Here is a 15,317-nt window from a genome sequence, read left to right on the forward strand (position 1 = left end):
AAGGATGGGTTTTTTTATGTTGTTTAAGTTAAAAACAAACGTGTTTTAGGCTAAATATCACTAAATATGGGTATTGTGTAAATTAATCATTGTCTTTACATTTATAGATGTTATTAATCAAAGTTGAAATTATGAGTAGTATTACGATTCATAATAGCAGCCTAAATCCAATCTAAATTTGAAAACAATATTAGTTTACTTTGCTATAGTATTTGGTCTTTTGTTTCAAAATAAAGCTTATTCTCAACAAGGAAAGTCAGATGCAACATTTAATGTTTATGATGATGGTTTACAAGGGGATGGTTTTGATAATACAGTCAGAACGGTCTCTTTGCAAACTGATGGTAAATTGATTGTAGGAGGTGACTATTTGAATTTTAATGGTGCAGTGACACCGTATTTATGTAGGTTATTTCAAGATGGGTCTAAAGATACTTCCTTTAATCTAGGTACAAGTTTTAATGGTAAAGTGTATTGTTCTTTAATACAATCTGACGGCAAGATAATTTTAGGAGGCTCTTTTACAACCTTTAATGGAATAAGTTCAAACCGATTAATTCGATTGAATAGTGATGGATCCATTGATACTACATTCAATACATCAATAGCTGCTAGTAGTGGAATAGTATATGGATTAGCTTTACAAACTAATGGTAGTGTGGTTATTGTAGGGAGTTTCACGAAATACAACGGAATTACAGCTAATCGAGTAGCCCGTATTTTACCTAACGGGAATTTAGATGCTGGCTTTACCACAGGATTAGCCGCTAATGGAGTAGTAGAAGAAGTCCAACTTCAGCCTGATGGCAAGATAATTTTAGCAGGTTCATTTGATTCTTTCAATGGAATTAGTAACAGTAAAATAATTAGATTAAATGCGGATGGGAGTGCCGATGCTTCATTTGTGATTGGCTCGGGTTTTAGTGCTAGTGTGTCAGCTCTTGCTTTACAACCTGATGGGAAAATTATTGCAGGCGGGGATTTTGTAACCTATAACGGAATTACAGCAAATAAAATAGTTCGCCTAAATATAGATGGTTCTGTTGATGCCAGTTTTGTTTCAGGTTTAGGATTTAATACTGGTGTTGTTGCGGTTATTAAACTGAATTCGGTTGGAGCTATTATGGTTGGAGGATCTTTCACCGGAACTTATAACGGAATAGATGTAAATCGGTTAACGTGTTTGAGCTCTAATGGAGTTTTAGACCCAATATTTGATATTGGTGCAGGCCCATTTTCTGCATCAGTTCTGGATGTTGCTAATGCAGCTGACGGATCATGGTATGTTGGAGGTTCTTTCTCCATATTTGATTCACAAAATCAAGGACGATTGGCTAAAATTGACCCTGTTGGAGCTTTAGATATTGGGTATCTTACTGCTGGAGTAGGTTTTGATAATTCAGTTTTGAAGGTACTTTCCTTATCATATAACAAAACAATGGCATTTGGTAATTTCACTAAGTTCAACGGAACTATTTGTAACAGAATTTCACGTTTGTCTGAGGATGGTTCTATTGATTCTTCATTTAATATGTCTGGTGCTGGCGCAAATAATACTATTAGAAGTGCAATTATACAAACGGATAATAAAATGGTTTTAGCAGGAGCTTTTACAACGTACAATGGTGTAATTGTAAACAGAATAACCAGAATTCTTCCTGACGGGCTTTTAGATCCAACATTTATCACCGGATTAGGTTCAAATAATCAAATTTATGCACTCGCATTACAGTCAGATGGAAAAATAATTATTGCTGGAAATTTCACAAGTTATAATGGGATTCTAGTAAATAGAATTGCCCGGTTATTACCCGATGGAATTCTTGATCTCACTTTCAATACAGGCGTAGGAGCGGATGCTATAGTAGAAGCGGTTTTGTTGCAGCCGGATGGAAAAATAGTTTTAGGGGGACGTTTTGCTACTTTTAATGGTGTTTCTTATAATCGAATGATTCGTTTGAATACTGATGGAAGCATTGATTCCGGTTTTTCTGTTGGTATCGGTTTTGACAAAAATGTATATTCAATGGCCTTACAGTCTGATAATAAATTAATTGTTGGAGGAACATTTTTAAACTATGCAGGCGCTTCCGCAAAAAGAATCCTTAGGCTGAATAGTAACGGGAGTCTGGATACTACTTTTGCATCAGGAGCAGGTTTTAGTAATGGAGAGATTAGAACTATTTTGGTTCAACCGGATGATCGGGTTTTACTTGGCGGAACTTTCTCTGGCACTTATAATGGAATTGCTGTAAAACGAATGTTGAGATTACTTTCTTCGGGAGTTTATGATACTACTTTTTCAGTAAATTTAAATGGTACGTTGTTTAGCACTTGTTTTACGCCAAATAATAAAATAATTATTGGAGGAAGTTTTAACTCTGTTTCTGGGATAACAAAGCATCGTGTGGCCCGACTTAAATTGTGCACAAATAGTTCTGTTTGGAACGGGATTACATGGAGTAATGGGTTGCCTTCTGTTGAAAAAACATTAATTTTTAATGGTAACTATGCCTCACTTGCTTCTGTAAATTCCTGTTCTTGTTCAATCAGTGCGGGAAATACAGTTACTGTTCCAGATGGAAATACTTTGGGATTAGTTTTTGATTATTCGGGATTAGGCACGTTGATTTTAGAAAACAATGCGGCGCTTTATCAATCCGAGGATCAGGTCAACAATACAGGAATTATTCAGCTAAAAAGAAAAACGACACCAATCCTTAAAACAGATTATACGTATTGGTCCTCTCCGGTTTTAAATCAAAAATTGATTGATGTATCTCCCAATACATCTCTGGATAAGTTTTATTCTTTTGATGCCTCATTAGATTCATGGTTTAATGAGCTTTCAACAACTGCAATGACGGTAGGTAAAGGGTATATTATCCGTGGTCCGGAATCTTTTTCAAATACAGTTACAGCATATCATGAAGCAGTTTTTGATGGTGTTCCAAACAACGGATTGGTGTCAATTCCAATTGGGATGACTGATACTTCAAATCTTATCGGTAATCCATATCCTTCAGCAATTGACGCCAATTTATTTATAAATGAAAATAATGGAATTTTAGACGGAACGATTTACTTCTGGACACATAATACAGCAATTAGTAATAATTTGTATACTTCGGATGATTATGCGGTTTATAATTCATTGGGAGGCGTTGGCACGAGTGCATCCTTAAGTTCTGGAGTTAATAATACTATGCCAGACGGTAAAATTGCTTCTGCTCAAGCTTTTTTTGTCACTGCTATCAATGGTGGTGGAATTGCAAAATTCAATAATAGTATGCGATTGATTGGACAGAACTCCAGTTTTTTTAAATTAAATACAATCAAAAAAGCAAAAACAAAAGAGATTGAAAAGCATCGTATTTGGCTAGATTTATATAATAATGAAGGCGCTTTTAAACAAATTTTATTGGGTTATGCAACTGGGGCGACTGATGATTTTGATAATTCTTTTGATGGAGAAAGTTTTAATGGCAATGAATATTTAGATTTTTACAGTATTATTCAAGATAAGAATTTGGCAATTCAAGGCAGGGCTTTGCCATTTAAAGAAACTGACGAAGTTAGATTAGGTTTTACTACTACGATAGCGGGTGCTTTTACAATTAAAATCGATCAGGTTGATGAATTATTAGCACTTCAAAATGTTTTTGTTGAAGATAAATCTAATAATAGGATTGTTAATTTAAAGAATGAAAATTATACTTTTAATACAGTTTCGGGGTCTTTTAATGATCGTTTTGTATTGCGTTTTACCGATAAAAATTTAGCTTTGAATGAACTTGAAAAGGATAAGGAATCAGTTTTAGTGTTCAATGAAAGCAAACAATTACAGGTGAATTCTACTAAAGAATTTATTGATGAAATTTCAATATATGATTTGGCGGGAAGGAAAATATATGAGAGAAATAATATCAATGACATTGATTTTTCATTGCTAGATTTGGTTTCAAATCATCAAGTATTTTTGATTAATATAATTTTGCAAAATGGCCATTCGGTTGTGAGAAAGGTAGTTTATTAAAATAAAGGCATAAAAAAACCACCTGCTCAAAACAGATGGTTTGTATGTTAATTTGTAATCGATATTTATTTTTCTTTACCAGATGCTTCAAGATTTCTTTCAATAGTATGACCTGGTCTTGACCATTTTGGTTTTTCGCCCAATGGTGCAAATTGTGAATCTTCGGCTTCAACAGTTTGTGGCTGAGAAACTTTTGTAAATGGTTTCTGTGGATTTAACCCTAACATTTCAAACATTTTCATGTCTTCATTTACATCAGGATTTGGCGTGGTAAGCAATTTATCTCCGGCAAAAATAGAATTGGCACCAGCAAAGAAACACATAGCTTGACCTTCACGGCTCATATTCATTCTTCCGGCTGATAAACGCACTTGAGTTTCTGGCATGATGATTCTCGTAGTGGCTACCATTCGAATCATTTCCCAGATTTCTACCGGTTTTTCTTCTTCCATCGGAGTTCCTTCAACAGCTACCAATGCATTTATTGGCACAGATTCAGGTTGTGGATTCAATGTAGAAAGTGCTACAAGCATTCCTGCTCTGTCTTCGATACTTTCTCCCATTCCTATAATTCCTCCGCTACAAACAGTAACATTCGTTTTACGAACATTCTCTATCGTTTGCAAACGGTCTTCAAATCCGCGTGTTGAAATCACTTCTTTATAGTATTCTTCTGAAGTATCTAAATTGTGGTTGTAGGCATATAAACCTGCTTCTGCCAATCGGTGTGCTTGGTTTTCAGTAATCATTCCAAGAGTACAGCACACTTCCATGTCCAGTTTGTTTATGGTACGAACCATTTCAAGTACTTGGTCAAATTCAGGGCCGTCTTTTACGTTTCTCCAAGCTGCTCCCATACATACACGGGATGATCCGCTTGATTTTGCACGTAAAGCTTGTGCTTTTACTTGGCTAACTGACATTAAATCATTTCCTTCAATTTCAGTATGGTAACGGGCTGCTTGTGGGCAATAGCCGCAATCCTCAGGACATCCACCTGTTTTTATAGAAAGTAAAGTAGAAACCTGAACTACGTTAGGATCATGATGTTCTCTATGAATAGAGGCAGCTTCGTAAAGCAAATCCATCATAGGTTTATTATATATTGCGATAATTTCGTCTTTCGTCCAATTGTGTTTTGTAATACTCATCGATGCGATTTTTTGATGCACCAAAAGTAGTTAAATTGTTCTAAAGAAGCAACGCAATACGATTGAAAAGGAATTTAAGTACTATTTTAGTTGAGGTATCGCATTATAAAAATCACAGGATTAGTGTATACATAATTTTTGATGTATAATGTTCCTCTTCTGTTATTCACAGTTTAGTATTTACCATCTGAACGGCGTGTGAGAATTTATTAATTGTGACCGAGGTGCTATAAAGATTATGTGCTAACAATAATTTTTTTTAAGATTTGTTTCCATGTTTGTCAGAGGAATATCGGGTATCCCAATATAAAAGTAACATGAAAGTTACTATTATTGCTGAGCTAATTCCTTCAAATAACAAAGAGATTGAATACGTCATTACAGAGGGTTCACCGCCAAACAAGAAGGTTTTAGATAATGATCCAATATATTTTTCTCCTCCTTTTGCAAAACTATACGCAACTAAGGCTGCAATGCTCAAGATAACGCCTATTAAAGATGTTGCTAATGCGGATACAGAGTTACTTGCTAAGTTAGTTTTTCCCTCTGCAAAATTAGATTTAAGGGTTCTATTCGTGCCATAAAAAATAAAAAGCACGTTAAAAACACGAAGGACGTAAATGTCAGCTAGACCTAAAAGCTCCATGATTAAGAAATAGATTCCAATTCCTAGTACTATAATAAATCCGTTTAATAATTCTTTCGGTAGTTTCATATGGCCAGTTTTAAAATTTAAAAATTACTCCTTAATATGAGAAACAGTGTAGTATATTCAAATTTACAGAAAAAACACCAATGTTTTATGAAAAAATAAAAGATTTTTATTCAGAATTAAAATGTATTCAAGTAGCTAAGTGATTTTTTTTTGTCTTTTTCAAGTTGTTCTTTTAGGAGCTCTACAGATTCAAATTTTTGTTCTGAACGAATCCTCTGCAGTATTGAAACACTGATTTTTTGATTGTATAAATCAGCATTAAAATTAAAGTAATGAATTTCAATAGTCTGTTTTTGTCCGTCAACAGTAGGATTGAATCCAATGTTCATCATGCCAAAAACGCTTTGTCCATCAATTATACTTTTTACAATATAAACTCCGTTTTGCGGAATCAGTTTGTAGCTTTCTTCGATTTTTAAGTTGGCAGTAGGAAAACCAATTGTTCTTCCTAGTTGTTTTCCTTTGACAATACTTCCGGTTAGGAAGTAATCGTATCCTAAATAATCATTGGCCAAAGCCATATCTCCTTCTAATATGGCATTTCTGATTTTTGTAGAACTTACCGAAATGTCATTGATTTCTTGAACTGATATTTGCTCTACTTCAAAACCATATTCTTTTCCATAAGCGATAAGGTCATCTATGTTTGCTGTTCGATTTCTTCCAAATCGATGGTCGTGACCAATAATTATTTTTTGGATATGAAATCGATCAACAAGAATGTTACTCACAAACTCTTCGGCGGTTAGTCTCGAAAAAGCTTCGTCAAAAGGATGTATAACAAGGTTTTCAATGCCAATCTTTTCGAGCAAATCTATTTTTTCGTCTATAGTATTGAGTAGTTTTATATCAGAATGTTCCTGTAATACCATTCTGGGATGCGGAAAAAAAGTAAGGACTAAGCTTTCGTATTTCTGATTTTCAGTGTTTTGGGTTATTTTTTTTAGGATTTTTTTATGCCCAATATGTACTCCGTCAAAAGTGCCTAAGGTTAGAATCGTTTTTTTTGTGGAGCTGAAATCGTTTATAGAATGGAAAATCTTCAAAGCAAGTGTTTTATAATAGTGCAAATTTAAGGTATCCAATCGATATAACTAAAAAAGGATTGAAAACTTCAATCCTTTTTTAGTTCATTTCATGGTTTTATTTTTTAATAAACCGAATTGTATTTGTTTCGGATTGATTTTTCGATAATTTTAAAAAATAAATACCCTGTCTTAAATGGGAAACATTGACACTAAGGTCTTGTTGTGATTCGATTTTTTTCGATTTTATAATTTGACCTAAGCTGTTGATAATAGTGTAAGCCTCTGGAGAATCCAATTTGTTTTCAACAACTATGTTCAATAGATTAGATGTGGGATTTGGATAGAGATAAACTGAATTTAAGTTTTTAACCTCATTTGTTGATAATGAATTGATGCTGAACTTAGTTGTATCACCAGCTCCAAACCCATCTCCTGAAGCAATAACTTCACCTGACGGAGTGTTCAAAACATAAGATCCTGCTCCGAATTCACAACAAATACCGTCGTCTTGACTATCAAATATCGAAAAAGTGTAACAGTCGTTACTAGGAAGGTTAAAACTAGTGGTTATTAGTGCTGGAAGTGGCCCGGTTTCATTACCAGTATCAGTGTAGGGTCCGCCTTCGTACAATATGACTCCAGCTGTATTTGTTAGTTTCCACGTAGTTTCTGTGCCGTAATGGTCTAGTTGCAGGGAGAAATTTATGGTATTAGACGAGTAGTTGACATTGTTTGCAATATCAAAATTAATTGTACTACTGTTATTAGAAGTGTTTTGATCAGTTGTGCTATTGACACCGATTATGGCGGAACTAAAATTATGATTTCCTATTGTTGTTGTTAAGCTGCTTAAAGTAATGTCTTGTGATTGATTATTAGCAAGATTACCAGTCCAGTTATAAGTTTGTAAGTTTTGATTATCAATGCCATATTGTATGGACGCTTGTGTTAAAGGTGAGGTTCCTTTATTTGTAATTTTTATGACTGGCGAGAAATTTTTACTACAGTTAATATTTAGAGTTACAATCATAGTCGAGGCATCATTGGCAAAAGTGACTCCTGGAACAAGCGCATCAGAAGTTTTTAACGAAACTCTTCTTGTGGAATTGTTCATAACGGTTATCATACGGGTTTTTTGGTCTGCTGTAAATATGTTCATACAGGCATCATTCGTGTAGTCCATGTAGTTTTCTATCATGTCAAGTCCTGGAGATGCTGGACAGGAATCAACCCCTACAGGGCATCCTTCATTTTCTTTTCCTGCATTTGGAGTGTCCAAGCAAAAATCATCTACGTCACAACCTCCATCTCCCCAAATGTGCCTTAGTCCGAGCCAATGTCCTACTTCGTGTGAGGCAGTTCTGCCTTTGTCGTAATCGGTTACGTATGTTCCTCCTGGAAAGTAGCTTGATGAGCCAAAAAAGGCATAACCAATAACCACACCATCGGTATTAGCTGGACCTTCATTTGGATTTATTCCCGGTAATCCGGATGCGTTTGGAAATTGTGCATATCCTAAAAGATTGTTCCCTGTGAATTTAACTACCCAAATGTTAAGATATTTTTCAGGATTCCATTGTGTCTGGGGTTTTACAATGGCATCAATTTCATCAGTTGACCAGCTTTCTTGTCCTAAGTCTACACGGTTTATTCCATTTGATAAAATCCCGGATGGATCCCGTTTTGCCAAAGCGAATTCAATTTCAACATCGGCTCCTACTGGATGGGTATTAAAACCCGGAGTCCCTGATTTTTTTCTAAAATCCTCGTTTAGTACCTGTATTTGCGAGATTACTTGTTGGTCAAATATGTTTTCCTCGGAACCTATTAGATTTCCATTGTGAATAACGTGAACTACAACTGGAATTGTTATGACAGCGTTTTGTCTTAATCCTTTAGGGGTGTTTTTTCTTTTTTCTTTTTCAATTGTAATTTTTGGGGCAATCCATTGTTCAAATTCGGAAGTCGACAGTCTATTTGGGTTTTTGGACTTCAAATATTCTTCGTATTCTGTAGTTGCACAACGAATTAGAGAACCTTCTTTGATGATTTTCTTTTTACCAAAAAGGACGACCTCAGTTGAATTGTTTACTTGAGCAAACGAATAATTGACTGAAAAAAAAAGGGAGAGTAGGAGTATAAAAGTAATTTTTTTCATGTTATAAGTTTGTTGATTTTTATCTAAAAATTTTTGATATGAGGTGTCAATTTTTCTGAAAAATAATAAAGACGCATTAAAATTAATTATTATTATTGTCTAATACAAATTAATTCAAATACCATTTGATTAACGGTCAGGAATGTACCGATTTTATTTTCCGTTAAATGTAGTCATGGTGTTTTCTAAACCTGCAGTTCCAAATGATTTTATAATCTCTGAAGCCAGTTCTAATCGTTCAGAAAGCGCCAGTTTCTCAGCGTCATCCCATTCGCCAAGAACATAGTCAACTTGTTTTCCTTTTTTGAATTCATCGCTGATCCCAAAACGGAATCTAGTGTAGTTTTGCGTATTCAACACAAGATTGATGTTTTTTAAACCGTTGTGTCCGCCATCACTTCCTTTCGGTCTGATGCGGATGGTTCCAAAAGAAAGATTCAAATCATCGGTGATTACAAAAATATTTTCTAAAGGGATATTTTCTTTATCCATCCAGTATTTAACAGCTTTGCCACTTAAATTCATATAAGTGTTGGGTTTTAAAAGAAAAAAAGTTTTCCCTTTAAATTTGTATTCAGCTAGGGAGCCTAATTTTACGGTTTCGAAGGAAATCCCTTCTTTACGCGCTAAAAAGTCGACTACTTTAAAACCGATGTTGTGTCTCGTGTTTACATATTCGGCGCCAATGTTACCGAGTCCAACTATTAAAAATTTATTACTCACGATTTCTATATTGTTTTTTTTGTGTTCTTGAACCTCTGGTATTATGCAGTCAGTATTGTTCTCTTTTTTTGTTAATGAGAATAAATTTGAAATCCATTGTATCATGCTGCAAAAATAGACTTAATTAGAATATGGGACTATTAGATTTTTAGAAATTCGTTATTGAGGGCAAAATAGTTCTGAATAGCCCTGATGGAAGTGGCATCCTACGTTTTTTTTGCGTGGATACAACGGACAGCAGGAGCCGAGTTGTTGTGAAAATGGCTAGTTGTGCTCCTAATAATTCAGAATAGGATAATGAGATTTCTCGTTTCTTGAAATAACAAAATAAAAAACAAAAAAAAAGCATCAGTTTTACAACTGATGCTTTCTTGAATGATTGAAAAAATATTATTTTTTCTTTCCTTTTGCAGGAGCTTTTGCTGCTTTTGCTGCTTCTTGAGCTGCTTTCATAGCTGCACGAGAAATCTTCACTTGACAAATAACTGTATTGTCTGGGTGCATGATTTTGAAGTTTGGAGTAGGTACTTTAGTAACGTATAATTTGTTACCCATGTCAAGTGGTGTAATGTCAGCTTCAACGAAATCTGGAAGATTTTTTGGTAATGCTTTTACTTTTAATTTACGAGTGTTCAAACGTAAATCTCCACCTGCCATAACTCCTTTAGAGTTACCAACGATTTTTACAGGAACTTCCATAGTGATTTCTTTGTCATCAAAAATTTGAAAGAAGTCAATGTGTAAAATCTTGTCAGACACCGGGTGAACCTGAATGTCTTGTAAAATAGCGTTAAATGATTTTCCTTTTCCAAGATCGATCTCAACTGTGTGAGCGTTTGGAGTGTAAACCAAGTTTTTGAAAGCCATAACTTCTGCTGAGAAATGAACTGCCTGATTTCCTCCGTATAATACGCAAGGAACCAATCCAGCATTACGTAGGGCTTTAGTTGCTACTTTACCCACGCTTTCTCTTTCTGATCCTTTAATTGTAATCGATTTCATTGTAAAAAAAATATAGTTATTAAATAATTATTCATGCTTTAGGCAATAAGCTTTAGGCTTTATGCAAATGTCGTTTTTGGCGATATCAATATGCTTGCGACTTAAAGCCTTTTGCATATTGTCAAATATTACATTATAAACTTTCCACTAATGGAATTGTTGTGGTGCACCATGTGCATAACTTCTGCAAAAAGAGGCGCACAACTCAACACTCTTATTTTGTTTGATTCTTTCTTCAACGGAATAGAATCGGTAACTATTAATTCGCTCAATTTTGAGTTTTCTATTTTTTCGTATGCCTCACCAGATAAAATTGCGTGGGTACAAATAGCTCTTACACTCAAAGCTCCTTTTTCGATCATTAAATCGGCGGCTTTCGCCAAAGTGCCTCCGGTATCAATCATGTCATCTACTAGGATCACATTTCTACCTTTAACCTCACCAATTAATTCCATGGTGTCAATCACATTGGCAGCTTTTCTCTGTTTGTAGCAAATAACCACATCTGAATTTAAAAATTTAGAATAGGCGTAAGCTCTTTTAGAACCTCCCATATCAGGAGATGCAATAGTCAAATTGTCTAAACCTAAACTTTCTACATATGGTAAAAAGATAGTTGAAGCAAAAAGATGATCCACTGGTTTTTCAAAGAATCCTTGAATTTGATCAGCGTGTAAATCCATTGTCATTACGCGAGTTGCTCCAGCGCTTTCTAATAATTTAGCTGTCAATTTTGCTCCTATCGGAACTCTAGGCTTGTCTTTTCTGTCTTGTCTCGCCCATCCAAAATAAGGAATTACTGCAGTTATATGTCTTGCTGAAGCACGTTTTGCAGCGTCAATCATTAATAACAATTCCATCAAATTATCTGCATTTGGAAAAGTCGAACAAACAATAAAGACGCGTAATCCTCTGATAGACTCTTCGTAAGAAGGTTGAAATTCACCATCGCTGTATTTAGACATGGTAACTTTTCCTAACGGAATTCCATATTGCTCTGCTATTTTTTCTGCAAGATAGACACTTTGTGAACAAGCAAAAATTTTAGCTTCTGGTTCTAGGTGTGACATTAATTTGTTGTTTTGTAGTTAGTTAGTGTGTTTCGTTTTACCGAGGTGCAAATTTATAAAATTTATTCAACTCTGAAAGGAAAAAATTAAGTATTTTTAGTAGAACATTTAATATTATTTTTTACATTTGCACCGTGTTAAAGGAATTGATGGTTGATTTAAACACAATCACATCTTTTATTGCGTTGAAATAACTGTCGTTATTTCATGTCTAGCTAAGCCCGGATGGCGGAATTGGTAGACGCGCTGGTCTCAAACACCTGTGGGAAACCGTGCCGGTTCGACTCCGGCTCCGGGTACAAAAACCGCTTCGAAAGAAGCGGTTTTTTTGGTTTTAGATGGTTTTTCTTCTCTGTAAATATTCATTTTTATAGCGTTAATCACTTGATTATCGGTTTACTTCTGGCGGTTTTATACCCAAAAACGTTTTTTTTGTGATATTCTAAATAGAGTTTGAAAATTGTAGCGATATCGCTATTTATGCAAATTTATTTTTGTATTCTTGTAAGTGTAAATAAAACACTTAATTATGAAAAAAATAGTTTTGCTAGCTTTTTTGGCGCTGTCTTTGTCTTCATTTGTGGGGAAACCGACCCGTTATTTTTTTGTCAACTCAGATAAAACAATAAAAATTGAATTTAGTTTAAACCTAAAGAAAACGCCTTCTTACAAAGTTTTCTTCAAAGAAAAATTGGTCGTCAATACTTCTGATTTGGGGATTATCAGAGAAGACGCTAATTTTTATACGAATTTAAAAATTGTAACCGTTTCTAAATCGAAACCAATTCAATCCAACTATTCGATGTTGCAAGGGAAGCGAAAAAAAATCGTTTATGCCGCAAATCAATATACCGTTAGCTTGCAAAACAATAAAGGGGAAACAATGAATATTATTTTTCAACTATCCCACGATGGAATTGCGTTGCGATACCATTTTCCAGAAACTTCTACAGCTATTAAAAAAATAACCGAAGAGAAAACTACTTATAATTTTGACACCACCACAAAAGCGTGGTTGCAACCCATGTCCAAAGCCAAAACGGGATGGAAAGAAACTAATCCTTCCTATGAAGAGCATTATGCAATGAGCGTTCCTGTAAATACAAAACCCGATATAGGAGAAGGTTGGGTGTATCCCGCTTTGTTCCATGCCAATGATACTTGGGTCTTGATTTCCGAAACAGGATTAGCAGCTAGTTATTGCGGCAGCCGATTGGTGTATAATGATTCTGCCAAAGCAATGCAGGTAACTTTTCCTCAAAAAGAAGAGATTTTCCCTAACGGAGCTTTGAATCCGGAATCTGTTTTGCCTTGGTACACGCCTTGGCGCATCATTACTATTGGGTCACTCAAAACCATTACCGAAAGTACCATGGGAACAGATCTAGCTGATCCGTCAACGGTTGCAGATACTTCGTTTATAAAAAGCGGAATTGCGTCTTGGAGCTGGGTTTTGCTGAAAGATGAATCAGTTAATTATGAAACTACCCATAAATTTATCGATTATGCCGCTGCTATGAATTGGCCGTATTGCTTGATAGATGCCGATTGGGATACCCGAATTGGCGATGAAAAAATGAAAGAATTGTCGGCTTACGCCAAAGGTAAAAACGTGAAATTACTCGTTTGGTACAATTCATCAGGATCATGGAACAGCACTGAATACCATCCAAAAAGCAAACTTATAACCCATGCTGACAGAGTTCGGGAGTTTACCAGACTTAACGAAATGGGAATTGCAGGAGTCAAAGTTGATTTTTTTGGTGGCGACGGACAATCAATGATTGCGTATTACCATGATATGCTGACCGATGCTGCGGCGCATAAATTAGTGATTAATTTACACGGAGCAACTTTACCCAGAGGTTGGCAACGCACCTATCCAAATTTGTTGACGACTGAAGCGGTAAAAGGATATGAATACATTACTTTTTTCCAAGATATTGCTGATTTAGCCCCAACACATTGTGCTATGCTTCCTTTTGCTCGAAATGTTTTTGATCCAATGGATTTTACGCCAATGGTTTTGGATTCTATTCCCAATATTACCCGAAAAACAACTCCAGCATTTGAATTAGCCTTGCCTGTTTTATTCTTATCCGGAATTCAACACATGGCCGAAACGCCTGACGGAATGGCTAAAATGCCTGCTTATGTGGTCGATTATTTAAAAGATATTCCAACTAATTGGGATGATTCTAAATTTATTGATGGGTATCCGGGAAAGTACATTATCATGGCCAGAAAGAAAGACAATATATGGCATATCGTTGGAATTAATGGGGAAACCACTGCCAAAGAAATAGAAATTGATTTGTCTTTTGTGACTAATTCCAAAGGTTTTAGTATTGCCGAAGACGAGAACGGATTTCAGCACAAAACAGTATCAAAAAGTACAAAACTAAAAGTAACTATGAAACCTCATGGTGGTTTTGTCGTGAAAATTTAGTTTTTTTAGGAGCTATTTCCCTCTTTACACTGCAATCTTTTCTTAATCCTGACAGGGTAAACCCAGATAGGATTAAGAAAAGGATTTCCGTTGTAATCAGGGCTAGGGAATTCTACATGCCTAATACCTTATTTCTAATCTAGATTTCAAGTAGTATTAGTATCAAATAACTCCAACACATGAAAAGGTTTTTTTTATAATTTGTAAGAAAATTTTAATATATTTGAAAAGAGATATAGCGAAACAAACCTTCGTGAATCTACCCATTTTTGGGTGTATATGCGAAGGTTTGTTTCGTGTATGTATTAGTTGGCGGCATGCGTACCGCAAAATCATGAATTTAACACAAACGAAATGACATTAGAAAGTTTTCAAGATTCATTCGAAAACCAGAAAAGTTCAATAAAACTTTTTTACAAAATTCTCTGTGTATTCGCAATTAGCACTTCTGTATTCCTAATTTACTCGGTATTTGTAAATCATAAATCAAAAGGTTTATTATTTTTAGCAATCTGGTTACTGGTTCTCGGTACATATGGACTTTTTGAATTGAGAAAACACTACAAACTTACTTATTTTGAAAACAGTTTTTCAGAGGAACAAAATGTTGAAAATGCTATTTCTGTAATTCAAAATATTGCGAAAGGAAATTACACTCAGAATGAAAACTCATATAGCTTTATTTATCAAAAAAGTTGGTGGCGAATGGATTATAAAGTAACTGTTTTTGCGGGTGAAAACTTAATAGCAATAAATGCTGAAGGCCGTGGTTCTGTCGACAGTGGCTTTATAGACTTTGGAGCTTCTAAAAAAACGGAACAGATGATTGCTAATATATTAATTAATCACGCCAGCCGCTAATAGCTGTTTTGAGTTAGCTGGAGTTTAGTGGAATTACCGTTTCGCATCAACTTTCTGCAAAGCCGAAAGTTGAAAGGTTACGAATTTCTAGCCATCTCAAAGCAGCGTGACGTTATGCTAAAAT

General features: G+C 35.0%; 10 protein-coding genes and 1 tRNA gene. 4 read left to right on the forward strand and 7 right to left on the reverse strand.

From position 1 onward, the window contains the following. Nucleotides 1-178 precede the first annotated feature (178 nt). Nucleotides 179-4,036 (forward strand): T9SS sorting signal type C domain-containing protein, encoded by a 3,858-nt coding sequence (locus ACNQF8_RS04985; protein ID WP_417952984.1) that lies wholly within the window; start codon nucleotides 179-181, stop codon nucleotides 4,034-4,036. 65 nt (nucleotides 4,037-4,101) lie between these two features. Here ACNQF8_RS04985 and bioB read toward each other — a convergent pair whose 3' ends face one another. The 7 genes from bioB to ACNQF8_RS05020 all read right to left on the reverse strand — a co-directional run bounded on the left by bioB (nucleotide 4,102) and on the right by ACNQF8_RS05020 (nucleotide 11,883). Beyond that, nucleotides 4,102-5,187, reverse strand: coding sequence for a biotin synthase BioB (gene bioB / locus ACNQF8_RS04990; RefSeq protein ID WP_091172407.1), 1,086 nt, complete (start codon nucleotides 5,185-5,187; stop codon nucleotides 4,102-4,104). Nucleotides 5,188-5,446: 259 nt separating this feature from the next. Then, nucleotides 5,447-5,902, reverse strand: coding sequence for a hypothetical protein (locus tag ACNQF8_RS04995; RefSeq protein ID WP_315205291.1), 456 nt, complete (start codon nucleotides 5,900-5,902; stop codon nucleotides 5,447-5,449). A 116-nt stretch (nucleotides 5,903-6,018) separates the two neighbouring features. Then, entirely contained in the window at nucleotides 6,019-6,948 is a 930-nt protein-coding gene (locus ACNQF8_RS05000; protein ID WP_417951046.1) for a bifunctional riboflavin kinase/FAD synthetase, read from the reverse strand. Between the two features lie 97 nt (nucleotides 6,949-7,045). Then, nucleotides 7,046-9,088, reverse strand: coding sequence for a M43 family zinc metalloprotease (locus tag ACNQF8_RS05005; RefSeq protein WP_417951047.1), 2,043 nt, complete (start codon nucleotides 9,086-9,088; stop codon nucleotides 7,046-7,048). A gap of 153 nt (nucleotides 9,089-9,241) precedes the next feature. Beyond that, nucleotides 9,242-9,916: an aminoacyl-tRNA hydrolase gene (gene pth, locus ACNQF8_RS05010; RefSeq protein WP_417951048.1), complete on the reverse strand. Its 675-nt coding sequence runs from the start codon at nucleotides 9,914-9,916 to the stop codon at nucleotides 9,242-9,244. A gap of 285 nt (nucleotides 9,917-10,201) precedes the next feature. After that, nucleotides 10,202-10,813, reverse strand: a complete 612-nt coding sequence (locus ACNQF8_RS05015) for a 50S ribosomal protein L25/general stress protein Ctc (RefSeq protein WP_315205279.1) — start codon at nucleotides 10,811-10,813, stop codon at nucleotides 10,202-10,204. A 128-nt stretch (nucleotides 10,814-10,941) separates the two neighbouring features. Continuing rightward, nucleotides 10,942-11,883 (reverse strand): ribose-phosphate pyrophosphokinase, encoded by a 942-nt coding sequence (locus ACNQF8_RS05020; RefSeq protein WP_099713818.1) that lies wholly within the window; start codon nucleotides 11,881-11,883, stop codon nucleotides 10,942-10,944. A 219-nt stretch (nucleotides 11,884-12,102) separates the two neighbouring features. Between ACNQF8_RS05020 and ACNQF8_RS05025 the strand changes: the two genes are divergently transcribed. The 3 genes from ACNQF8_RS05025 to ACNQF8_RS05035 all read left to right on the forward strand — a co-directional run bounded on the left by ACNQF8_RS05025 (nucleotide 12,103) and on the right by ACNQF8_RS05035 (nucleotide 15,193). Next, nucleotides 12,103-12,182: transfer RNA gene (locus ACNQF8_RS05025), tRNA-Leu, on the forward strand. Between the two features lie 230 nt (nucleotides 12,183-12,412). Further along, nucleotides 12,413-14,332, forward strand: a complete 1,920-nt coding sequence (locus ACNQF8_RS05030; protein ID WP_417952985.1) for a glycoside hydrolase family 97 protein — start codon at nucleotides 12,413-12,415, stop codon at nucleotides 14,330-14,332. Nucleotides 14,333-14,686: 354 nt separating this feature from the next. After that, complete coding sequence (locus tag ACNQF8_RS05035) at nucleotides 14,687-15,193, forward strand: hypothetical protein (RefSeq protein WP_417951050.1); 507 nt, start codon at nucleotides 14,687-14,689, stop codon at nucleotides 15,191-15,193. The last annotated feature ends 124 nt before the right edge of the window (nucleotides 15,194-15,317 follow it).

Source organism: Flavobacterium labens (assembly GCF_048286755.1).
Classification (GTDB): Bacteria; Bacteroidota; Bacteroidia; order Flavobacteriales; family Flavobacteriaceae; genus Flavobacterium.